Consider the following 22,997-nt stretch of genomic DNA (forward strand, 5'->3'; position numbering starts at 1 on the left):
GTAAACAGAGCCGATTTCATGCATGGAAAGGACCATCTTAAAGGATGGTGGAATGCTCCTCTTCTTTTAACAATTGGGCAACTTTATTATTTGCTCCCATGATCGCAACCGTTGGTTGATGCTTCTTGGCTTCTTCGTCCGTCATCATGGCATACGTCATAATAATGACCGTATCTCCTTCTTGCACTAAACGTGCCGCGGCACCGTTCAAACAGACGACTCCAGTCCCGCGTGGGCCTGCAATGATATATGTTTCAAGGCGGGCACCGTTATTGTTATTCACGATTTGCACTTTCTCATTGGGCAGCATGTCAACGAGATCAAGCAAATCCTCATCAATCGTGATGCTTCCAATATAGTTCAAATTTGCTTCTGTTACGGTAGCGCGGTGGATCTTAGCTTTCATCATTGTGCGAAACATAAACTTCACTTCCTCAATTGTATAATGACATTATCGATTAGACGTGTTTTGCCGAATTTAACGGCAAGGGCAAGAATGATTGAATCAATATGAGTGCTGTTCTCAAAAGGGGCTAACGTCGGAAATGCAAGTACTTCCGCATAATCAATAATAGCTAACGGCGCTGTCGCGATATGGCTCTTAACCAGGCTTTCAAGCTCGGCGGCATGGAAGTTAGGGTGAGACTGTACGAATTCCTTTGCTTTATCCAAAGCTTGGGACAAGACTAACGCTTGCTTCCGCTCTTCGTCTGAAAGGTACACATTGCGTGAACTCATGGCGAGACCATCTTGTTCGCGCAGGGTTGGGCAAGGAACGATTTCGACCGGCAAATTCAGATCCTGCACCATTTGTTCAATGACGGCAACTTGCTGGGCATCCTTTAGCCCAAAAAAGGCTTGATCCGGCTGTACGATGTGAAACAGCTTGCTAACCACTGTCGCAACGCCGTCGAAGTGTCCCGGCCTCGAAGCCCCGCAGAGCCTCGAGGTAAGCCCTGACACGGCAACCGTCGTACGTGTCGGGGTCGGATACATTTCACTCACAGAGGGCATGAAAACAAGATCAGCGCCGGCTGCCTCAGCCACCTCGAGGTCCCGCTCCGTATTACGCGGATATCGCTCAAAATCCTCCCCAGGACCAAATTGCAGCGGATTGACAAAAATGCTTAACACGACAAGCCCGCTCTGTGACCGCGCTTTGCGCAGCAAGCTGGCGTGGCCTTCGTGTAAATAACCCATTGTAGGCACAAAACCTACGGATCCATCATTCTTACGTCGGTATTCCCGAATACGGGAACGTAAATCGGCAATCGAATGAATCACTTCCATCGTCTGGATCGCTTTCATGGCCGCTCACTACTCCTTATCGCCGTATAAATATTGAACTACATCATTATCCATGTGGAACGTATTTTCCTGTGTAGGGAACGTCCGCTCTTTCACTTCTTTTACATATTCACGAATGCCCTCACGGATAGTTTCCCCGATATTCGCATAAGCTTTTACAAACTTTCTGGGCGCACTGTCAGAACCATACTGCAACAGATCATGGTAGACCAGAACTTGCCCGTCGCAGTGAACCCCTGACCCAATGCCGATTGTCGGGATCGATAACTGTTTGGAGATCCATTCGGCCAGCTCATCGGTAACCAGCTCCAGCACAATCGCGAAAGCTCCCGCTTCCTCAATGGCCTTCGCATCGCTAAGCAGCTTCTCTGCTTGCTCGGAGCTGCGGCCTTGTACGCGGAAACCGCCGAGTTGATGAACGGACTGCGGGGTTAAGCCAAGATGGCCGACAACAGGCACCCCAGCCTCTGTAATCGCTTTGACCGTTGCCGCGATCTCAGCTCCGCCTTCCAGCTTCACCGCTTTCGCGCCACCTTCTTGCATTAAGCGGGCGACACCTTTGAGGGTAGTATCCAAGCTACCATGGTACGTAAAGAATGGCATATCCGCTACGATAAACGTGTTCGAAGCCCCGCGTACGGCAGCACGAGTATGATAAACCATGTCATCGAGCGTCACAGGCAGGGTCGAATCATACCCCAATACAACATTTCCCAGTGAATCTCCAACCAGGATCACGTCAACGCCGGCTTCTTCCGACAAGCGAGCTGACGGATAATCATAAGCGGTTACCATCGTAATCGGTATACCGTCTTGCTTCATTTTTCTCATTCTGGCTGTTGTTAGCGGCTTTCGCTTTTCCATTTGTATCCCAGCTTCCTCATATAAAATAAAAAACCTTTTAGCTAAGAGCTAAAAGGATCGCATGCAGAAAGAATCCAATGATTCTTCTGTCTCGGTCCCGTAGGCTCAGAGCAGAATCCAACCTCTTGTTTACTCATTATTTGGCTGAGTTGAACATGTTACTACGCTTGTATTGCAGCAAGTGCAGTTCCTTTAAGGATACCGCCTCGTTATTCAATTATACCAAATGTAGCTTCCAATTGATACCTCAACTTTTCTTTTCTACCGTAGTTCAATATCGCCGGAATAAACTTTGATTCTTTCTCCGTCCCCTTTAATCACCGTTAACGCGCCAGTGTCATCCAAAGAGTCTGCAATACCCTCAATTACACCCATAGGTGTGTGCGTGCGGATAGGACGCTTGAGCGTGACACTCAAAGCTTCCCAAAGCAATCGGATCGGGGAGAAACCTTCTTGCAAATACAAAGCATACAGTTCTTCAAATTCTAAAAGAAAGGCTTGTACCAACGTTTCTCTTTTGATATCCGTTCCAGATTCAATCGCCAAGGAAGTTGCAACTGAACGCAATTCCTCCGGATAGTCTTCGACTTTCAAATTCACGGAGATCCCAATCCCGGCAATGACATATTTCAGCCGCTCATCCTCGCCGCTGCTTTCCAGCAGAATACCGCTGACTTTCTTTCCTTTGATCAACAAATCATTCGGCCATTTGATCCCAATGTCCACGCGGCATACTTTCTGAATCGCCCGACAGAGGGCGACCGCGCTCAGCAAGGTTAGTTGAGGCATGAAATAAACTGGCACCTTTGGCGTCAGCACCAGACTCATCCAGATTCCTTTGCCTGCCGGAGAATGCCATGCACGACCCATTCGGCCGCGCCCGGCTGTTTGTGCCTCGGCAAGCACAAGCGTGCCTTCAGAAGCTCCTGACGCTACCAGGGCGTGTGCAATCGTCTGAGTGGAGTCTACTTCTCCGTACACATGCACTTTTTGCCCGAGCACTTTCGTCTTCAATCCTTGCAGCAGCTCGGTTACCTGCCATTTATCCGGTTTGCTCACCAACCGATATCCTTTTCGAGGTGCTGCCTCAAATTCATAACCAGCGGCCCGCAGCTCTTCGATATGCTTCCAAATCGCCGTACGGCTCACATTTAATCTTCGGCTGATCTCCTCTCCAGACACATAAGCTTCCGGAGACTCTTGAAACAGTTCTAAAATCCGCTCATTCATCTTTTTCACTCCAATTAAAGACTAGTTGGAAAAACAAAAGTAAAAAAACCACGCGCACTGCTACTTTGCAGCACGCGCGGCTTGTAAAAGCAATTCTCGCTCGTTCGGCAATTCGCCGAGCGCGGTTCGTTCCAGCAGGTCCTGCAGCAGCTTGCCCATCCACGGGCCCGGCTGCATGCCCAGCTCTGACGCCAAATCCTTGCCGGATATGGCGAGTTCCTTGAGGCTGAAGCAAGGTACCTCGCTCAGCCACTCCTCCCCGCGGCGCACCAGCTCCGGCGCGGTGGTTTCAAGAAACAGCGTGAGCTCGCCGCGCTGGCCGGCTATGGGCTGCAGCGCACGCAGCAGCCGCAACAGCGCGCGGGCGGCGGCTACGCCGCGGCGCACCGCGCCAAGCTTCCAGACCCGCTCCAGCGGAGCAGGGTCTGCAGGTGAGGCGGCCACTGCTTCGCGCAGGGCCAGCACAGCCTCTACCGCGTCGCCGTCGGCGCGGGAGAAGGTCAGCTCCTGGAGCGCCGTGCGGACCACGTCCGCCGGCACCTCCAGGAGCATCAGCAGCATGGACCAGCGGTCATGCTGCTCTTCCAGCGCGCTGACGGCGTCCAGCGCGTCATCCCAGGCGAGCCAGCGCTCAAAAGGCAGCGGAAGCTGCTTTTTGAGGTGCGCCGTCAGGCGGCTCGCCAGAAGCAGCCGGACAGCCCGTGCAGGGGCTGGGCCGTCAATCATGCGCTGGAGCTCGCTGCGCACGCGCTCCATGGCAATGTGGCGCAGCAGCGGAGCTTGCGCAAGCAGCGCCTGCCACGTGCTCTCCTCGACCTGCAGATCATAGGTCGAGGCAAAACGAATGCAGCGAAGCATGCGCAGCGCATCTTCGCCGAAGCGTTCCTCCGCTTTGCCTACGCAGCGGAGCACACCTAAAGCGAGATCCTTTTGCCCTGCAAACGGATCGATCACTTCGCCTCCGCGGTCCATCGCCATCGCGTTCATGGTGAAATCGCGCCGCTTCAGATCCTCCGTCAAGTCGGAGATATAGGCGACGGAAGCCGGGCGGCGAAAGCCCTCGTACTCCGCCTCCTGGCGGAACGTCGTCACTTCATATGTCCCCTGCTGCAGGATGACGGTGACCGTTCCGTGTTGAAGCCCTGTCGGCGCCGTCCGCGGGAAGGTGGCAATCACTTGCTCCGGCAAGGCAGACGTAGCGATATCGATATCTTTAATCGGTCGATCAAGCACGGCATCCCGTACGCAGCCGCCTACGAGGTAAGCTTCATAACCTGCCTCCGTAAGTTTAGCCAACACATAGGAGGCCCCACGATCTTCCTCCAAAATTTTCCCAGCATCCAACATGTTACTCCTAACCAGCTTGCATCCTCTTATTGACAGGACGAGGCTGTAATCCGGTGAGATTCCGGAAGTTCTCTTCCCAATACGCGATAATAAATTTCTTCATACTGTTGTGTGGTGATATCATTACAAAACGTGTATCTGGCACGGTCCAAACAATTCTGCACCACTTGCTCATACAGTACTTGGTTGCTGAGCAGGTTCACGACATGATCCGCCATTGCTTCCGTATCGCCGACCTCGGCTAGATAACCGGTTTCCCCATGCGTAATCAGTTCTGGAATTCCTCCAGCATTTGAACCGATGGTAGGCACACCGCAAGCCATAGCTTCCAAGGCAACCAATCCGAAGCTTTCTTTCTCCGATGGCAGAAGCATAACATCCGCCAGGGAAATTACCTGGGAGACGTCATCCTGCTTGCCGCAGAACGTGACCTTATCGGTAAGGCCCAGTTCCTTTACCTTGGCAATCATTTTAGACAGATCAGGACCTTCTCCGACAAACAGAAGCCTTGAAGGAATTCTCTTGCTAACATTCGCAAAGATATCCACGACATCCTGGACGCGCTTTACCGGTCTGAAATTGGAGATATGAATGAGGATCTTCTCTTCCGGTCTGGCAAACTCTCCACGAAGTTTCGTAACGTCTCTCGGGTAATACACTCGTTTATCAACAAAGTTATAGGTCAAATCGATATCACGTTCAATATCCAGTAATTCCCTAGTTTCCTTGATTAAATCCTTCGATACTGCCGTAACCGCATCGCTCTCATTAATCGCATATTGAATTAAATCTGAAATGGATTGATCTTGGCCCAGCACGGTGATATCCGTTCCGTGAAGCGTAGTGACGACCTTCAGCTTGCTGCCAACCATTTGTTTGGCAAGCAGTGCACACACGGCATGTGGAATAGCGTAGTGAACATGAAGCAGATCAAGCTCTTCCATCTTAGCCACTTGGGCAAGTTTGCTTGCAAGGGAGAGATCATAAGGAGGGTAACGGAAAACATAGTACTGACTGACTTCCACTTCATGATAAAATATATTTTTATGGAATTTCCCCAAGCGAAACGGCATGCTGTGCGTAATAAAATGAACCTCATGCCCTTTTTCGGCAAGCAGCTTGCCGAGTTCTGTTGCTACAACGCCTGAACCGCCTAACGTCGGATAACACGTAATTCCAATTTTAAGTTTATCGCTTTTAAGTTTGTCGCTCATTTTGCACCTCTTTTCCAGATCAATCGAATCGATCAACCACCATAGGCAGTTTAGAAACAAAACCTTCTGCGTACTGAAGCATCCGCTTTTGTCCCAATAAATGGTCACGGGCCACTACACGTTCTACATAGCCTTGATTCAACGGTGTCGCTACGGTACCTTGCCCCGTTGTAAACTGCGAACGATAAGCGCTTAGCGCAGCCTTTTTGGTCTCATAATAATCGGTTACATTGACAATAAAGTCAGCTTCATACACATCATTTATAAAATAAAAATACATGTTCTCCACATGGACTGGATCAGACTCCGGCAAATATTTGCGCAGTTTGGCATTAAAGACAGCTTCTTGAACAAGCGCCGAGCAGGCAATATGATCGGGATGGCGATCCTGCCAATAAGGAGCGAAGACGATTCTAGGTTTGTATTTCCTAATTTCCGCCGTAATTCGTTCAATATGGTCGGGTGTCACGAACAAGCCACGATCCGGCAACCCCAGATTGGTTCGCACCGTCAATCCTAACTGTTGTGCCGCTAGCTCCGCTTCTTCTTTCCTTGTCTCGACCGTCCCATTAGAGGACATCTCTGCATAGGTCAAATCACAAATGCCAACCCGGTAACCCAATGCGGTATGCTTCGCAATCGTCCCGGCCATTCCAATCTCAGCATCATCTGCATGCGCGCCAAAAATAAGAATATCTAATTGTTCGCTCATCTTATTCAAGACCCGGTTTATATTTATGTACGAGTTCTCTCCAAGCAAAATCCCCGCGATCGAGCGCTTTAACGAGGATTTCCGCCGTGGCAATATTGGTGGCACAAGGGATTCCTTGAACATCGCATAAGCGCAATAAAGCGATGATATCCGGCTCATGCGGCTGCGCCATTAACGGATCGCGCAAAAAGATGATCAAATCCATTTCATTTTGAGCAACCAAAGCACCGATTTGCTGGTCACCGCCAAGTGGCCCCGACATAAAGCGATGGACATCGAGTTTCGTATTATCCATGATTCTCTGTCCTGTCGTGCCTGTTCCATATAAGTTATGACCTGCAAAGACATGTTCATACGCCGTAACGAAATTGACCATCTCATCTTTTTTACGGTCGTGAGCGATTAGCGCGATATTTAACATTCTGACTTCCACTCCCCTAGGTCTTTCTTAATCTATAAAATGCTCGAATCCATAAATCATACCGCTATATGTCATTACTTTGCGAACAGCAATCGCTACGCCCGGCATGTAGGCAGCACGGTCATAAGAGTCATGTCTAATCTTAAGTGCCTGCCCTTGTTCAGCCATAATGACTTCCTGTTGAGCAAAAATACCCGGCAGACGTACGCTATGTATTCTAAACCCATTGTAATACCCGCCGCGCGAACCTTCAATCGTTTCTTCCTCTTTCGGATTCCCTTGTCGGATCTCTTCTCTTACTTCAGAGATCAGTTCTGCGGTTTTCACGGAAGTTCCTGAAGGCGCGTCAAGCTTCTGGTCACCGTGATATTCGATAATTTCCAAGTGAGGAAAGTATTTGGACGCTTGCGCAGCAAATTTCATCATCAGAATAGCTCCAATGGAAAAGTTAGGAGCAATAATTCCACCGATTCCTTTTTCCTGACACTGCTTGTCCAACTCAGCAATATCCTGCGGAGTAAAACCCGTAGTCCCCATTACGGGACGAATGCCCAACCGAATCGCTAAACTGGTATGCGAAAAGGCCGTGTGCGGACCTGTAAAATCTACTAATACATCCGGTTTGGATTCGGTTAGCGCAAGCTCCAAATCGTTGCTCATTTTAACGCCGCATTCTTCAAATCCTACCATTCTTCCAAGATCAATTGGGCCTGAGGAGCGGTCTACCCCCGCCACTAATTCCATATCGGACTCCGTGAGCACGGTCTTAACGACCTCTCTCCCCATTCTTCCACTTGCCCCAATGACGGCTACTCGAATTTTACGATCCATGACGATGTTTCTCCTTTGTGTATGTTTCAGACTCTATTTTTCATCTTTTGCTGGTAGCGAGCAGCCTGCTGCTTAGCTAGTTCGTGATTTGGCTCCAGTCGAACGGCTTCCATGACCGTTTGATAGGCTCTCCCGTAATCATTTCGGAAAGCGAAGGCTTCCCCAAGTATGAGATAAGCTTCAATCGTCAAAGGATCGAGCACAATCGCTTCCTTCAGCAAGAAAATCGCTCGTTCCGCATGTTCGGATTCTGTGCTTAACTGCCTGCGAGCTTTATCAACTAATTCTCTGGCGTGCAGCACTTGCAAATGATAACGGTACACTTGATTGTCTTGTTCCAACTGAGTAGCTATTGACGCGTGTTCAATGGCATTGCTCAACTTATTGCTTCTTCCATAAGTTATCGATAGTTTGTAGTGATAGGCAGCATTGTCGGGTTCTGCGATTATCGCTTTTTCAAACCATTCGATGGCTTTTTCGAAGTCTTGTGAAAGTATAGATTCGTACGCTTTCTGTATTTGATCTTCTCCATTCATCTGCCCATCCTCCTTATCGAAAGAGAGTCTCCCTTCAGAGGGGATGGTATAGTTTATGAAGCTTATGTAATTTCGGTGTTAATTTTAGTCCATCTACCCGCATCTCTCGTATTGAACTTATGCATGATTTTATCATGCGCTTCCGTCAAATCAATCCCCAGTGAGTTTGCGAAACAGATCGTAATAAACATAATATCGCCGAGTTCCAACTCAATGGAGTTGTCCGCTTCCGTGCTTTTTTTCGGTTTCTCACCGTAGGTATGGTTCACTTCGCGGGCTAACTCTCCCACTTCTTCGGACATTCTTGCGAGCATAGCTAGAGGACTGAAATATCCTTCCTTGAACTGGGAAATATAAGTATCGACTTCTTTCTGTATATCTTTCAGCGTGCGTTCCGACATGTTCACCCTTCTTTCCTTCTTCTTCACCAAGATATCATTACTATGTTAAACTAAACAAGAAAAGTTGACAAATTTTTTTGACAGAACCGAAGTATGAGGTTTGGAGGAACCGAAATGATGTTCAAGGAAAGATTATCCGATCAGTTTACAAATGTACTTGCTATTACAATTGGCACCGCAATTTATGCATTTGGTTTACATTACTTTGTTATTTCAAATGAGCTCATGGAAGGCGGCGTTACGGGCGTAGCTTTGCTGCTGAAATATGTGTTTAATGTTCCTCCATCGATATCAACCTTGGTATGTAATATCCCCTTATTTTATCTCGGGTGGCGTGTTTTCGGAAAAGGCCCGATGCTGTACACGATTTATGGCGTAGTTTCCTTGTCGTTTTTCCTCTGGGTGATGGAACAGCTCATACATAACAATTGGATAATCCCATTTCATACCACCCAGGATTACTTTCTGGCTACATTATATGCCGGGCTTACATTAGGTACCGGACTTGGCTTAGTCTTTCGATTCGGCGGCACAACAGGCGGCTCAGACATCCTCGCTCGTATCGGCAATAAGAAGAGGGGCTGGAGCGTCGGACAAGTCATCTTAATTATTGACGTTATCGTCATTGGATCTTCCTTTCTCTATTTGCCGAAGGAAAAAGTCCTCTACTCACTCGTAGCCGTCTTTGTGACTTCTCGCCTTATTGATTACATTTCCGAAGGCGCTCATGCTGCTAAGGCTTTTACGATCATAAGCGATCAAGCCGTGCCTTTATCTGAAGCAATCACAAAGGAATTAGACAGAGGAGTGACTTTGTTCCCTGCCAGGGGCGCATATTCGGGTAACAACAAAGAAGTATTGTATTGCGTCGTGTATCGCCATGAGACAAGACGTCTTCGCGAGCTCATCCAATCCATTGATGCTCGCGCTTTTATCATCATTGGGGAAGTCCATGACGTGATAGGCGAGGGCTTTAAAGCACAATAAAAAGGTTGAGCAGATTTGACTATCTGCTCAACCTTTTTATGTTAATCGCCAAATTCCTGTTCCCGCTCTCTCGAATGCTTGATTGGAACGATGTGCCGACCGGATTGGTACATTCGCCACCCCACGAAAGATAAAACGCTGACGATGATCAGTCCAATCCCAGCAGACCAGATGATCGGATGCTTAGGATCAGTGATAGGGACAAAAGCAATGGCATCTTTGTTTTTCAAAAATAATTCGTCCAGCACTTGGCCCAAATGGTCCAGCCCTGTTTCTACTTGACGGCCAATCATTGGTTGGCTATTAATATTTTTCCTTAAAAACACAATGATGGAGTCAAGTTTCTCGACAGAGGAAGCATCCCTGCTAATTAGTAATGATGGATGAATAATGGCGATATGCTGAGAAAGCTTACCGAAGTCCGCAATGCTCTCTTGCTGTTTGCCAGCTTTGACAGCTTGTGTCAATGCAGCTGTGTCATTTTGCAGCACTTTATAATATTGCAGCCACATGGGCTGATTTTTATGGGTTAGGGCATCCGTTGCAAGTCGAATTTTGGCTACAGCCATCTGAGCTTCTTCCGGTGAGTAGCTCGCGGCGCTATAGACTCTCTTGGCCTGCGTAATTGTTTCGGTAAGTGCATTAAGCCCCTCTACGGAGGTTATTCCTTCAAATTGGATCTTTGGAATTTGATCTGACATTTGCATCAGCTTATTCCGTGCCTCAAGCACTTGCCCATCCATCGTTTGCTTGTACATTTCATCAGCAATTTGATTCAAGAACTCAACCCGCTTCAACTGTTCCGGATCTACGGGTTTAGCAGCTTGTCCTATCGTGCTGGTGCTGGCTGCGCATGCAGAGCTTATACTTACGACTGCTGCCAGCAAAAGAGTGACCGTCAGTCGTTTAATTCCCCCGGTAAACATAAACATGGGACATCCCCTCCTTCACCATCATCATATGGAGGTTCGTCCCAATTTAGACCATCGGTTATGTGATTATCGTTGTTTCTTCTGACGCAAACCCAAACAGATGAAAGCTATCAAAATACCTATAACGCTTAAGCTGATTGTAAAGCCTTCTATTGTTCTGTAGTAGTTGTTTACAAGCACTTCAGGCAATCTAGGGAATACCCCTCGTTCATAATCCATGAAGTCGTTCCACAGCGTCCAGCAGGCAACAAGCAGGATAGCCGGGATCCGGTAAGTATACCATCTAACAAACAATAACGCTTCCACTGCCATTGCCAAATGGGAGCACGTAAGCATCCAGCCATCCCAGCCAACAGGAACATCTAGCCAAGCGCCTGCCCAAATCATGGTAACGGCCCATATGCCATATTTAAATGAAGTAATAAGAGCAAAGGCTTCCACAAAGCCTCTAATGGCTTGATACACTTTACCCGCCCGGCTGCCCCGTGAGCGATCTATTAGTAAGTAACCGACCGACAAAGTGAAGAATAAACTGGCTGTCGGGCTATCTGGTACAAAATAGACGTACCAAAGCGGTTTTTCGGCTATGGTGTCCACCATTTGAAGCCAATACCACTCATAACCATACACAGTGCCAAGCAGATTCATAATGAAAAACAGCCAGAGCATCGTTTTGCTTAACAAAAAATCCTTACTCCAAAAATATGAAATGGACACGCCTTGATGCAAGTAAGCTCCTCCTCCGGTGATTTAAAAAAACCTGACCGCTTTCGCGATCAGGTTTCCCTATTTTATTGGGCCTTTTGTTTGGATAACCATTCAGTCAGCTTTGTGATATCGGCATCTGTTAAGCCTTTATCAATGTTGGCTTGATATTGTTTACCCATGTTCCCTTTACCGTTCTTAACAATGTTCAAAATCTCATCTTGCGAATGCTTGTCACCTACGCCAAGCAATGCTGGTACGCCTGAAGCCGGCATCCCTTTAAGTCCAGCACCATGGCAGGACAAGCAAGTTGCTTTTTTGTAAATTTCAGCGCCCGGATCATCTGCTGCTACGATAGCAGGAGCCTTCTTCGTATCCTTCGCCGCGCCGCCGCCAGCAGCTGCGCCTTTGTTAGCGTGCAATTCTTCTTCACGCTTAATGTGCTCAGGAATGATGTTTTTCTCTTTCAACTCAAATTGGTAGTGATCCCAAGATGTGTACGTCAGGTATGTACAAGCGATTAGAGATAAAATCATCAAGCTTGAAGCGATTGGTCTTCTGTAGAAACGACGCTCTTTGCCTGTATCCAAGAAAGGAGCCAGCATCAAGCCGCCGAACAGCAAACCAGGTACAACAACCGCTCCAAGTACTACGTAATCTCCGGATGTATACGGGTATTTCAACAATTGATACATGAACAAGAAGTACCAGTCAGGCATCGGAATAAACGCTGTATTCTTAGGATCCGCAGGATAACCTAGCGGAGCCGGATCGGACATGACTAACACTAACATTCCGACTAGTACAACGACCCCTACCATCCACTCTTTTAACAAGAAGTTTGGTATGAAGGCTTCCGATTTTCCCGGATACGCAGAGTAATCGCGAGGGATTAATCTTTGTTCTTGTGTTTTCTTAATTACGCGGGAATCCCCAACGTAAACGATTTTCTCGTCTGACTTATGACCATGCGCCACGCTATTCGCCCCTCCCTAATTTATAGCGGTCCGGAAATACCTTGTTTGCGAATCATGAAGAAGTGTCCAGCAAGCAAAGCGAGCAGAACGCCAGGCAGGAAGAACACGTGAATGGCAAAGAAACGAGTTAGTGTTTGCGCACCAACGATGCTTCCGCCTTGCAGCAACGTTTCAATGTACGGACCCGCTAAAGGTACGGACGCTGCAATTTTCATACCTACTTGTGTAGCAAAGTATGCTTTGTTATCCCATGGAAGCAGGTATCCCGTAAAACCTAGACCTAACATAACGAAGAAAATGAGCATGCCTACTACCCAGTTCATTTCACGTGGTGCTTTGTAAGAACCTGTGAAGAACACGCGCAGGGTATGTAAGAACATCATTACGATAACTAAACTAGCTCCCCAGTGGTGCATACCTCTGACGATAACACCGAAAGCTACTTTATGTTGTAAGTAGTCAACGCTTGCATAAGCATTGATGATATCAGGTGTGTAATACATCGTTAAGAACATACCTGATAAGATTTGAATGACTGTAATGAAAAACGTCAATCCGCCGAAGCAATACACGAAAGCGGAAAAATGATGAGCAGGGTTTACGTGTTCTGGAACCTCATGATCTGCTACATCCCTCCACATAGGCGTAATATCAAGACGTTCGTCAATCCAGTTGTATACGTTTTTAAACATCTGACTGTGACGCCTCCTTATACTCTTGTGTTAGCATGCAGTTGTCCCACATAAACGAACCCATTCTCAACTTTGGTTGTGTATTCATCCAATGGTTTTGGTGCGACAGCAAGGTTTTTACCATCTTGCGTATAGTGAGCACCATGACAAGGGCAGAAATACTGATCTTTGTAAGCCGGGTTATCGTTCCAGTTAACCGTACATCCAAGATGCTTACAAGTAGGATTCAATGCAAAGAGCTTGCCGCTGCTGTCTTTGGAAATCCACGCAACCAATTCAGCGTCACTTTCGTACCAACCATCCACTTGATGAACTTGGAACGTAAACGATTGTGGTACATTTGTAATTTTACTTTCTTCGACAACTTTAACCCAATCTGATTCTGACTTCTTCTGAAGCACAGGATCTACCGCAAACCGAATCATCGGAATAATGATGCCGGCCCCCATGAATCCTCCAGCGCCACCTAGGGTGTAGGATAGAAATTGTCGACGAGACATTTCGCGTTTAGTCCCGGGTTTCTTCCCATGCTGTTCTTCATTGTGATTGTTATGATCACTCATTCTCAGGTCTACCCTCCTACATTGGCCGATGTCCAACCCTCTCGGACGTCAGTTACCTCTATCACGTGTCGTTCGACATTACACTACATAACTAGGACATTACTAATAATATCCTACGACTACTAGGTCGTCAAGAATCCAGAACTCCTTTTGAGCCATTGAAAACTTGGCGTTTGGACAAATTTTAACGAAATTGTCACAACTTTTTGGCAGCCAATGTACGCCATTACTTCCCTTATCCTGTGCAATTTTTTTTCCAATAATACGCTTACCAGCTAAAGTTAATCACTATGCTGCCATAAGTGCTGAACTTGCTTAGAAATACTTGCTTTGATCTGTTCGGCTTTGCTCTCCCACTGCTCCATGTCGACAGCAATCAACAAATCGGTTTGTTCTGCCTTCCAGCTTGCAGCTTCCGTATGTATAGTCAGTACGATGACGTAGCGGAATCCCATTCTTTTTAAATGAAGAGAAAGGGCTTCAAGCTGGTCCCTCATGCTCACCGCCGTCATATAATGAAGCGCCGGGTACGTTACTACCCTACCTTTGTATGGAATTTCGATGGTTTCCAGTGCATCTCGGAGCTGTTCCAACGCCAAAGTTACTTGTGCGGGGTCTTCGAATCCGGTCAACCCCGTTACTGGCAGCAAACATGTGTCCAAGTATGGTTTTAAATCGTACCATTCTTGCGCAGAAATCTCATTAAACTTCAACCGTGCTTCCCCCTCTATCTTTTACCAAAAATGCGTTTGCTATGTAGCAATAGCCATCGCTTCTTGTACACTTTAATCTGTCTGCAAATGGCTGTCAATTGAACTGTCGATCGAGCTGTCGAATGTACGGTTACTCAAGCTGTCCGTTTGTCCGCGCAATGCTTCCAGCGCTTCCTCCAAATCCTGCTGTTTCACGACCAGGTAAGGACTCTCCCATGTCCCATCCAGATGAATGTACTGGACATTAGCCGGCTTATACTCACGGTACGATTTGGTTAATGTGCGAAGTTCGTTCGCCGGGATGTCTGTTTTAATGGAACTTCCCATAATATCAAGCACTTTCCCCCACGCGGTTACACCATTAAGTGAAGTTAATTTATCAAGTAATTCATTAAGCACAAATTGTTCTCGCTGATTCCGTTCCAAATCGGACGATTCCGCTGTACCCATATTCGATTTGCGGTAGCGAATATAATCAAGCACTTGTTTGCCATTTAAGCGCTGCGTGCCTTTTTTCAAATTAATATTTGTTCCGTCACTCTCATCTTGATATTTCATATCCATATCGACATCAACCGTCATACCGCCTAACTGATCGATAAGCTTGCGAAATCCATCAAAATTAATAACAGCCATATGATCAATCGGAACTTGATAAATCTTGCTGAACAACTGTTTTGTCTCATCAAGCGCCGTTTCTTTGTTCTTATTATAATTATAAGCATAGAAATAATTAGCTTTATGCGAGGTTTCTAAACCGGATTTTTCTGCTGATACTTCAAGGTCTCTAGGAATCGATACTACTGTACCCTGATGCGTTACCGGATCAATTCGAAAAAGCATCATGACATCCGTATTTAACGAGCCTTCGCTACCTGATCGCTCGTCAATTGCCGTTAATAGCAGGGTAAGCGATTTCTCTTCGTTCTCTGTCGCATCGGATGTTTGGGACGTCTGCGATACAGGATAACCGCTTGTGTCGATTTCGTTTGAAGCAGGAGCGATAGGAGCGGCTATTTGATCCAAGGCATGGTTCCATTTATTCATCAGAAAAGCGGCGTAGCCGGATGCTGCCCCGACAACGAGTAAAGTAAATAGAAGAAACGATGATAAGACTTTCCGTTTCCGCATGGTTTTCAAGAGCTTTCTCATTTGTATTCTCCTTTTGCGTCGCATTATAGTCTAATTAATCGACGTATGGAGTAACAAAATAGTTCTTTTTTATCACCTTTCCTGCAAAAAAAGACATGTGAACTGGTTTCACATGTCTTTTGTCCCTATTGTGGCTGCCACCACGATCATTATCCTGAAGTTTTCAGCATTTTAAGCTCAGATGTAAGAGCAAGGAAGGTCGGTTGATCCCCTTTTGCTAACGCAAGATCAATCTCTTTGTAGAGATTTTGTTCTTTATATTTGCGAATGGCATCATCCCAAACCATTTCCGCGAAAAGTGCCAGCAGCGCGTTGTTAGATACATTCATTTTTCCCATGAGACCTACCTCCAAATGTGTACGCGGTTTGTCAGGAGCTTCTTTTTCGCAAAAACATGAAAGTCCGTTCCTAGGTGTCTGCCAACCCCTGTGTGCTCCTACTTTTATCATATTCAATCCGTACATTCGCGCTTCGTTCAAAAGCCCGATTGATTAGGAATGTGTCTTTACCTACTACTTATTATCCCCTTTGAACCTTGCGCTCTCTTGGTCCAGAAAAAGGACCACCTTATCTTCTTCCGCAACAAAAGTACCTTGAATCACTTTAGAGCCCACCTTAGTCGCTTGCACGACCATGCCGTTCTCCAGATCTTCTCCAATACGTATAAGCCCAAGATGCATCATCATTTGTAAAATACGCTGTTCTACGATGGATTCCGAACTGTCATAATAAAATGGCTTGACCAATTTACATAACACTTCGCTTAAAGAGGCTAAAGTGACCCACTGGCCGCTTAGGCGGTCAACCCAACCTGCGAGGCTTTGTACATTGGGAATAGGGTTCTTATAGAGCCTGAGCCAGAACTTATACACATCCGCCAGATTCTCTTTTTTCCCTTCCAGCAAACGTGATTTTCCTTCCTCCGTCAAACTGAGCATTTGGCCTTGCTCACTGATTAGCTGCCGATAATAGCAGTAATCATAGATGAATGAAAATCGGTTCGGATAGTCTTTGAACATGCGTCCGTATCCGAAGCGCCAAGCTCCTTTGGACACCATTTCCTCCTGCACAGACATGCGATCCAGTATTTGCTGAAGCTGCCTCTTGTACATGGATCCTTCAACTGTCAAAGGCAATTCCTGCACCTGAGAAAGGAACGTCAAAAAATGAAAGATATCCTCAATAATGAGTAACTGCTCGTCTCGATAAACGTTAGGCTCTGGAGTTTGTTTCAAGCTCTGTTTGAACTGTCCTGTAAGCACATCGCTAAATTTCCGTTTCAAATCATTTGGCACATGAAACAAAAATTTGGTTTGTTGGGAATACCCATTAAACAACCAGCCGAGTTTCTTAAATTTAATGACCATGTCGCGGGGATTCCATTCAACGGATTCATCTTTCTGAAACCGTGACTGTTGAACTCTAGCGATCAGTTCTTCAATACTGAAGGCGTTGCGAGGATCGAAGAGGAGAGAATTCAAAAATCGGATGTCCTCCAAGTTCAAGCTTTGAATATGCTTCTCGAAAATCTCTCTGCGCAGGGCTGTACTCAAAATCGACTGAATCAACTCGTTTTTTGAATGGCCATTGCACTCACACTCATAGGTGTTTGCGATTCGGCCTAGCTCGTGGATATCGGCGTAGCTGAGCATGTCCGCTAGGTTCATTTCCATCTACATCCCCCATTTGGCGAAGCTTTCAGCTCCGTGGTTTCTAGTAATCATTATGGGAATTTTTCCCGAAAATATTCCAAGGCACGCAAAAAAAGCATGACTCTATAACAGAGTCATACTTCTTATCTCGCAATTATTCGTGTACAATTTCCAGATGAGATAAACAATTGTACAGCTGAAGCTCCCACCCTTTTTCCTGACGCAGCAGGATGGTTAGGGACGTATTTTGCAGGAATTGCTCGCTATCCATACGCAATACTCTGAGCACCTGCACAATGAATCCCCCGTGTGAAACCAGTAATATTCTCTTATTCGGATAAGCTTCTAGCAGCTCACTTTCTAATTCGGACCATCGTTTCCACAGTTCATCATCCGACTCCTGGCCTAAATCCTGAAGCTTCCATTCTGGCCCCCAACGTTCTTCTCTTTCGGCTACTGTCGTTCCTTCGACCTGGCCATATCTCCGTTCACGAAGCCGGCTATCCGTCCCGATAATCGGAATTTCCGATAGCTGAGACACGATTTGGGCCGTTTCCTTAGCTCGTTTTAGATCACTCGAGATGATCCCGTCCCAGGATTCGTTGGCTAATCGGATTCCAAGCAGCCTGGCCTGCTCTCTTCCTTCATCGGTCAAATCCGTGTCCAACTGCCCTTGCAGCTTCCCTAATCGATTCCATTCCGTGCTTCCATGCCGGATAAATCCAATCGTTGTCATTCCCTATTCCTCCATTAGTCAATAAAATGAAAAATGCCCCTTCCGGAGCACTAGGCTTTTGTTCGCGATAACCAGTTCATGATGATGATTGTTGCAATTAGACCCAAAATGGATACAACAAGCAAATAATGCGGATATGAATGAATTGGCCCTACATGGAATCGCAACGGCTCCATAAAACTGGGGTTAAGGCTTGCTACGGCATCTACCATCTTATGGCCATTCATCGTTTCTGAGCCCGTCGACTTCATTGCTTGCGGCGCTTGCAAATCAAATAGCGTATTGTCGGCCGCAGCTATCGACGACTTGGGCGTACCGTCATAGACAACAGCGAATAAAAAGCTGAATACGAATAACGCTAAACAAAAAGCAATGACAGCGGTAAGATTGCGGCGAAGCTTGTAAGAGATTGTATACATGCGCTCGGAAACCGGAATACGCCATGATTCATCCTCATAAATTCGACTCATGACCTTGCCTGAGACCATCGGTTCATAATCAGGAAGCTCGCTCTCGATTGCAGCAGTACGTATGAGGATCGTACTTTCTTCCCAAATCTGAAATTCTTCCGCACATTCGGCGCATGTTGCAATATGCTCATCCACCGCGGTACGTCGCAGGTCATCATTCGGCAAGTCCCAATAAACCCCAAATAATTCCTGGATCTCACTACACTTCATCGCTGTTTCATCCCTTCGATTCTTCGAATATCGGTTCACTGAAGTAAGGGTCCAACTGTAGCTTGACGGATGCTCTGGCTCTAAATAAAAGAGACTTCACCGAGCTTACGGTTTGACCTAAAATGTTGGCGATCTCCTGATAATCCATCTGATCATACTCTCTTAAGATCAGAGCAGATCGTTGTTTCTCTGGCAAACTGTTAATCGCATCTCGAACCATCGACACTTTCTCGTTTCGCAGCATGGCTTGCTCCGGCATGGCATCAAACGAAGCATGGGGCGTCAATCCGCTTTGCTCTAACGAGACTTGCACACTTTTATTTTTGCGCAGCTCACTCAAAACTGTATTCCGGGCAATTGTATACAACCAGGTAGAAAAGGAGGCTTCAACTTCTCGAAAAGAGTGCAAACTGCGGTACGCTTTATAAAACGTTTCGTTACACAAATCTTCAGCAATAGCTTCCATTTGTGTACTTTTGAGCATATGAAAGATGAATGCAAGGATTTTACGCTCGTAACGACGCATAAGCTCGTTATAAAGCTGAACATTTCCATCCTTGATTTCTCTGATCAACTGGGAATCGGTCATTACGTGGCGACCCTCCTAACGGTTCCCGGGTACCACTCCAACTGCTCATACATGTTGTACGGCAATTAGAGTGAAAAGTTGCGTTCATTTGTAAAATAAATGTGAAAGGATCAATATGTAAATTATGACCTATTAAATTCTTCTCGATGAATTGCGAAATTCCTGCTCCATTCGACAATTTGTTGAAAAAAATTCACATTCTAAGCTTGTCTGTTGAAAGCAACAACCCACCCTATCCATTATATATGAATATCAGAAAAATATGGTATTTATGAACAAAAAAAAAACCGCCAAATTGGCGGCTGCACTTATGGTGCGATTATCGGATAGGAGTGGAGAGAAACCATACTGTACTTTTATTATATGTATACGGTTTCATTCTGTCAACACTTTTTTGAAAACGTTTACCTGGTCTTTTTTTGCATGAAGAAATGCTCTATTTCAGTTGATGCCTTATGGATTGATTAATTAAATTATTAATGGAATGAGGCCGAATATATGGGCTGCCTGCATTAATTCGCGGAATCTGCATCGGATCCGTTTGTATGGAAGTTAATCCCGCTTTGGTCGTGAACGCATATTTAACTCCGACTTCATTCAGATAGGAAATGGTAAAATCATCATAGCTGCCAAACGGGTAAGCATAGGAATCGATAGATTTAGCGGCATCCAACTCCCGAAGCTTTGCCATACATGTATTCGTATCCGACATAACCCTCTGTCTGAGGTCTTCCTGCGTCTCGGTAACGCCATTCGTTGTCATTCTGTTATTCAGCATCGGCTTTCCGTCTTTCATTGCGTGCAATTGATCCGAATGAAGCTGAAAATCAATATTTGAGAATTCTTTTCTCATTTTCCGAATTTGATCCCTGGACAAGGATGGCAGCAACGTTGCTGTCGGGTTATCCAAGTCTTTGGTAATCACAAAATTCACCGCTGGTATTCGCATTTTTTTGAGAATCGGATACGCATTCGTATAAAAACTTTCATACCCGTCATCAAAAGTGATGAGAACAGCGTTGTCCGGTATTTTCGCCCCATCTTTCATAAAACTCTTAAACTGATCCATCGTGATAAAATTGTACCCTTGACGCTGTAATGCACCCAGCTGCCGCTCAAATAATTTGGTTGAAATGGTCACAGAGCCCTCGACCTGATCATCGATGTGATGATACACAAGAACTGCAACTTCCTTCGAGTAGATGACATTGTTCGCACTTACAAATGAGGGGAAAAAATTAACAAAAATAACAATAACAATTAACGTGCTTTTTACCATCATCCACAGCTTCATCTCGTTCGCCCCACACTTAGAAGTTTGTAATATTAATATGAACGTTGTCATTATAGCACGAAGTTTTTTATTTGAGAATCGATTTCAATAGAATAAAAGATAAGCTGATTTCTTCTCTTTTGGGACGTTCTTCAAGAGGAGAAATCAGCTTATTTGTGTGTACAATTTCAGTTATACATGAACCGCGTAAGGCCCGCTTAACAGCTCCGAGGCGCGATCTGCATCTTCCTGATTGCGGAAGGACAGACGCAAAATCCCAGGCACATCTTCGCGGCTCTCAATAATTTGGATATTGCTCAAATTAATTCTAGCATTACCTAATAATGTTGTAATTTGACCAATAATGCCGGGATGATCCGGAATATCGACATAAATATCAAACAATGATGTAATCATGCCTTTTCTGCGCTCCGGCAGTTGGCTTCTGAATTCACCGGCAATGCGGAATTGTTCAACAATTCCCTCGCCATCACTATTCTCAATGAGCTCAATAAAACGAGAAATTTCTAGATTCCAATCCGCAAGCAATTTGAGCAGCACCTGCCGATTGTTCACTAATATATCCCGCCAGATCATCGGCTCGCTTGAGGCAATGCGTGTGATGTCTCTGAAGCCCCCCGCAGCCAGATTCTGATATAACGGGTTGGATTCGTTATATCCTCTGACTTGGTTAACCAGCGCAACCGCAATAATGTGCGGCAGGTGGCTGATCGCGCCCACGATATCATCATGCTCACGTGCTCCGACCTGCACGATTTGTGCTTTCGTCGTCTTGAGCAGCTCGGTTAAGCGGTCAACCTCTGCCTGCGGTGTCCCCTCTGCCGGGGTCAGCACATAGAAGGCATTTTCAAAAAGATGCGAAGACGCTGCCTCAACGCCGTGACGTTCGGAGCCTGCCATTGGATGACCACCGATAAAGAAAACGCCATCTTTTACCATGGTTTCTGCGCTTTCCGTAATGGTTGCTTTCGTGCTCCCCACATCCGTGATGATACAGCCTTTCTTGAGCGGAAGATTCATCAACTGCTGAACATACTCTTCTAACATCCCAACTGGCACGCATAGAAAAATGTAGTCAGCCCCGTCTACCGCCTCAGCCATATTCGTTGTTGCAGCATCAACCACGTTTCGTTTGAGCAGTTTCTCAACGGATTTCGGATTCGGAGAATGGCCGACAACGGTAAAACCCGGTTTTCCTTTGTAACATAAGGCCAGTGAACCGCCGATAAGCCCTACACCAAATATCGCAATTTTCGTCATAAGAGATCAACCTTTAATTTGTATTAGGCTTGAACGGCAACCTCAGCCAGCACTTGCTGCAAAGCTGCAATGAATTTCTCATTTTGTTCACGTGAGCCGATGGTAACGCGGATGGATGTCGGGAAGCCAAGCATATGTCCGCCACGGACAATAATGCCTCTGCGCAGCAAACCATTAAATACTTCTGCCGCTGGGCGTCCGACATTCACCATAACGAAGTTACCGTGTGCAGGGAAAGCCTTTAACCCCATTTCGTTAAACTGCTCCGTTAAATAATTCAAACCTGCTGTATTCGCTTCGCGGCAGCTTGCGATGAAGTCTTGATCTTTAATCGCAGCTAAAGCAGCAGCTTGAGCAAATCTGGTCGTGTTGAAAGGCTCACGAACTTGGTTAATGGATCGGATCACATCGGGGTGCCCAATGCCATAACCGATTCGTAATGAAGCTAAACCGTATATTTTCGAAAAAGTACGCAGTGCGATGACATTGCGGTACTGACCAATCAGCTCAATGCTATCCGGGAATTCTCCCGTCGTATTGTACTCGCAGTAAGCTTCATCCAGAACGACCAATACATGCTCAGGAACTTTGGCTAAAAAGGCTTTGATTTCAGCATCCGTATTCATCGTACCTGTCGGATTGTTCGGATTACAGATCCAGACGATCTTCGTACGTTCTGTAATTGCAGCCAGCATGCCGTCCAGGTCATGAGTGCCATCTTTCAATGGGACTTCGATGGACACAGCACCCTCAATCTCACAATTGTGCTTATATTGCGGGAAGGTATGAGAAGCCATCACCGTTTCATCGCCTTGTACGAGGAAAGCGCGTGCCAGCATGAGGATAACCTCGTCAGAACCTGCACCGAAAATGAGTTGATTCGTCGCGACGCCAAGATACTCAGCCACTGCTTCTGTCAGCTGTACAGCCCCACCGTCAGGGTACAAGCTGATGTTAGCGATTTCCGCTTCAATCGCCGCTTTTGCTTTTGGAGACGAGCCAAATGGATTTTCGTTGGACGCGAGTTTAATCACTTCCGTTAATCCAAGCTCTCTTTTTACTTCTTCAATAGGTTTACCCGGTTGATAGACCGGCAAATGTACAATCGTTTGTTTCGGTTTCATTGGTAGCCACCTCATCAATTAGTTGTCCGAATTTTGTAATTGTCCCACAAAACTAGTACCGTTGTAAAATGTGGTTC

General features: G+C 46.2%; 27 protein-coding genes. 1 reads left to right on the plus strand and 26 read right to left on the minus strand.

Annotation, left to right across the window (positions count from 1 at the left end; all coding sequences use genetic code 11):
- Positions 1-37: 37 nt before the first annotated feature.
- The 11 genes from panD to AC3WTJ_RS08530 form a co-directional block, all read right to left on the minus strand.
- On the minus strand, positions 38-421 hold the full coding sequence (gene panD / locus AC3WTJ_RS08480) for an aspartate 1-decarboxylase (RefSeq protein ID WP_127451443.1): 384 nt from the start codon (positions 419-421) through the stop codon (positions 38-40).
- A 5-nt stretch (positions 422-426) separates the two neighbouring features.
- Positions 427-1,290 carry a pantoate--beta-alanine ligase gene (gene panC / locus AC3WTJ_RS08485; RefSeq protein WP_492521664.1) on the minus strand — a complete coding sequence of 288 codons (864 nt, stop codon included), beginning with the start codon at positions 1,288-1,290 and terminating at the stop codon, positions 427-429.
- Positions 1,291-1,317: 27 nt separating this feature from the next.
- Positions 1,318-2,172, minus strand: a complete 855-nt coding sequence (panB, locus tag AC3WTJ_RS08490) for a 3-methyl-2-oxobutanoate hydroxymethyltransferase (RefSeq protein WP_157320021.1) — start codon at positions 2,170-2,172, stop codon at positions 1,318-1,320.
- A gap of 261 nt (positions 2,173-2,433) precedes the next feature.
- Positions 2,434-3,402, minus strand: a complete 969-nt coding sequence (locus tag AC3WTJ_RS08495) for a biotin--[acetyl-CoA-carboxylase] ligase (RefSeq protein WP_492521447.1) — start codon at positions 3,400-3,402, stop codon at positions 2,434-2,436.
- A 60-nt stretch (positions 3,403-3,462) separates the two neighbouring features.
- The gene (locus tag AC3WTJ_RS08500; protein ID WP_492521448.1) at positions 3,463-4,749 is read right to left on the minus strand and encodes a CCA tRNA nucleotidyltransferase; all 1,287 of its coding nucleotides are present in this window, start codon (positions 4,747-4,749) and stop codon (positions 3,463-3,465) included.
- A gap of 26 nt (positions 4,750-4,775) precedes the next feature.
- Positions 4,776-5,963 carry an N-acetyl-alpha-D-glucosaminyl L-malate synthase BshA gene (gene bshA, locus AC3WTJ_RS08505; RefSeq protein WP_407872171.1) on the minus strand — a complete coding sequence of 396 codons (1,188 nt, stop codon included), beginning with the start codon at positions 5,961-5,963 and terminating at the stop codon, positions 4,776-4,778.
- Positions 5,964-5,982: 19 nt separating this feature from the next.
- Entirely contained in the window at positions 5,983-6,675 is a 693-nt protein-coding gene (gene bshB1 / locus AC3WTJ_RS08510; RefSeq protein ID WP_492521449.1) for a bacillithiol biosynthesis deacetylase BshB1, read from the minus strand.
- A 1-nt stretch (position 6,676) separates the two neighbouring features.
- Entirely contained in the window at positions 6,677-7,096 is a 420-nt protein-coding gene (locus AC3WTJ_RS08515; RefSeq protein ID WP_157320016.1) for a methylglyoxal synthase, read from the minus strand.
- Between the two features lie 27 nt (positions 7,097-7,123).
- Positions 7,124-7,927 (minus strand): 4-hydroxy-tetrahydrodipicolinate reductase, encoded by an 804-nt coding sequence (gene dapB / locus AC3WTJ_RS08520; protein WP_492521450.1) that lies wholly within the window; start codon positions 7,925-7,927, stop codon positions 7,124-7,126.
- Positions 7,928-7,953: 26 nt separating this feature from the next.
- The gene (locus AC3WTJ_RS08525; RefSeq protein ID WP_127451813.1) at positions 7,954-8,463 is read right to left on the minus strand and encodes a tetratricopeptide repeat protein; all 510 of its coding nucleotides are present in this window, start codon (positions 8,461-8,463) and stop codon (positions 7,954-7,956) included.
- Between the two features lie 62 nt (positions 8,464-8,525).
- Positions 8,526-8,864 carry a nucleotide pyrophosphohydrolase gene (locus AC3WTJ_RS08530; protein ID WP_127451427.1) on the minus strand — a complete coding sequence of 113 codons (339 nt, stop codon included), beginning with the start codon at positions 8,862-8,864 and terminating at the stop codon, positions 8,526-8,528.
- Positions 8,865-8,978: 114 nt separating this feature from the next.
- Between AC3WTJ_RS08530 and AC3WTJ_RS08535 the strand changes: the two genes are divergently transcribed.
- On the plus strand, positions 8,979-9,851 hold the full coding sequence (locus AC3WTJ_RS08535) for a YitT family protein (RefSeq protein WP_492521451.1): 873 nt from the start codon (positions 8,979-8,981) through the stop codon (positions 9,849-9,851).
- Positions 9,852-9,892: 41 nt separating this feature from the next.
- Here the strand turns inward: AC3WTJ_RS08535 and AC3WTJ_RS08540 are convergent, their stop codons facing one another.
- From AC3WTJ_RS08540 to hisC, 15 genes are all read right to left on the minus strand, one after another.
- Positions 9,893-10,783, minus strand: a complete 891-nt coding sequence (locus tag AC3WTJ_RS08540; protein ID WP_492521452.1) for a sporulation protein YpjB — start codon at positions 10,781-10,783, stop codon at positions 9,893-9,895.
- Between the two features lie 66 nt (positions 10,784-10,849).
- Positions 10,850-11,512, minus strand: coding sequence for a DUF1405 domain-containing protein (locus tag AC3WTJ_RS08545; RefSeq protein WP_492521453.1), 663 nt, complete (start codon positions 11,510-11,512; stop codon positions 10,850-10,852).
- Positions 11,513-11,574: 62 nt separating this feature from the next.
- Complete coding sequence (locus tag AC3WTJ_RS08550; protein WP_181646563.1) at positions 11,575-12,465, minus strand: menaquinol-cytochrome c reductase cytochrome b/c subunit; 891 nt, start codon at positions 12,463-12,465, stop codon at positions 11,575-11,577.
- A 20-nt stretch (positions 12,466-12,485) separates the two neighbouring features.
- On the minus strand, positions 12,486-13,157 hold the full coding sequence (qcrB, locus tag AC3WTJ_RS08555) for a menaquinol-cytochrome c reductase cytochrome b subunit (protein WP_127451419.1): 672 nt from the start codon (positions 13,155-13,157) through the stop codon (positions 12,486-12,488).
- Between the two features lie 17 nt (positions 13,158-13,174).
- The gene (locus tag AC3WTJ_RS08560) at positions 13,175-13,720 is read right to left on the minus strand and encodes a QcrA and Rieske domain-containing protein (RefSeq protein ID WP_127451417.1); all 546 of its coding nucleotides are present in this window, start codon (positions 13,718-13,720) and stop codon (positions 13,175-13,177) included.
- Between the two features lie 281 nt (positions 13,721-14,001).
- Positions 14,002-14,433, minus strand: a complete 432-nt coding sequence (locus AC3WTJ_RS08565) for a DUF2487 family protein (protein WP_492521454.1) — start codon at positions 14,431-14,433, stop codon at positions 14,002-14,004.
- A 72-nt stretch (positions 14,434-14,505) separates the two neighbouring features.
- Positions 14,506-15,585: an LCP family protein gene (locus AC3WTJ_RS08570; RefSeq protein WP_492521455.1), complete on the minus strand. Its 1,080-nt coding sequence runs from the start codon at positions 15,583-15,585 to the stop codon at positions 14,506-14,508.
- Between the two features lie 149 nt (positions 15,586-15,734).
- The gene (locus tag AC3WTJ_RS08575; protein WP_157320009.1) at positions 15,735-15,923 is read right to left on the minus strand and encodes an IDEAL domain-containing protein; all 189 of its coding nucleotides are present in this window, start codon (positions 15,921-15,923) and stop codon (positions 15,735-15,737) included.
- Positions 15,924-16,097: 174 nt separating this feature from the next.
- Positions 16,098-17,252, minus strand: a complete 1,155-nt coding sequence (locus AC3WTJ_RS08580; RefSeq protein WP_492521665.1) for a hypothetical protein — start codon at positions 17,250-17,252, stop codon at positions 16,098-16,100.
- A gap of 139 nt (positions 17,253-17,391) precedes the next feature.
- Entirely contained in the window at positions 17,392-17,973 is a 582-nt protein-coding gene (locus tag AC3WTJ_RS08585) for a histidine phosphatase family protein (protein WP_492521456.1), read from the minus strand.
- A gap of 50 nt (positions 17,974-18,023) precedes the next feature.
- A complete protein-coding gene (locus AC3WTJ_RS08590) occupies positions 18,024-18,653 on the minus strand; it encodes an anti-sigma factor family protein (RefSeq protein WP_127451407.1) in 630 nt (209 codons plus the stop codon).
- Positions 18,654-18,660: 7 nt separating this feature from the next.
- A complete protein-coding gene (locus AC3WTJ_RS08595; protein ID WP_127451405.1) occupies positions 18,661-19,242 on the minus strand; it encodes an RNA polymerase sigma factor in 582 nt (193 codons plus the stop codon).
- Positions 19,243-19,678: 436 nt separating this feature from the next.
- Positions 19,679-20,536: a polysaccharide deacetylase family protein gene (locus AC3WTJ_RS08600; protein WP_492521457.1), complete on the minus strand. Its 858-nt coding sequence runs from the start codon at positions 20,534-20,536 to the stop codon at positions 19,679-19,681.
- A gap of 171 nt (positions 20,537-20,707) precedes the next feature.
- Positions 20,708-21,796: a prephenate dehydrogenase gene (locus AC3WTJ_RS08605; RefSeq protein ID WP_492521458.1), complete on the minus strand. Its 1,089-nt coding sequence runs from the start codon at positions 21,794-21,796 to the stop codon at positions 20,708-20,710.
- Positions 21,797-21,819: 23 nt separating this feature from the next.
- On the minus strand, positions 21,820-22,920 hold the full coding sequence (hisC, locus tag AC3WTJ_RS08610) for a histidinol-phosphate transaminase (protein ID WP_492521459.1): 1,101 nt from the start codon (positions 22,918-22,920) through the stop codon (positions 21,820-21,822).
- Positions 22,921-22,997 lie beyond the last annotated feature (77 nt).

This window comes from Paenibacillus sp. FW101-FHT12H11, assembly GCF_058790355.1.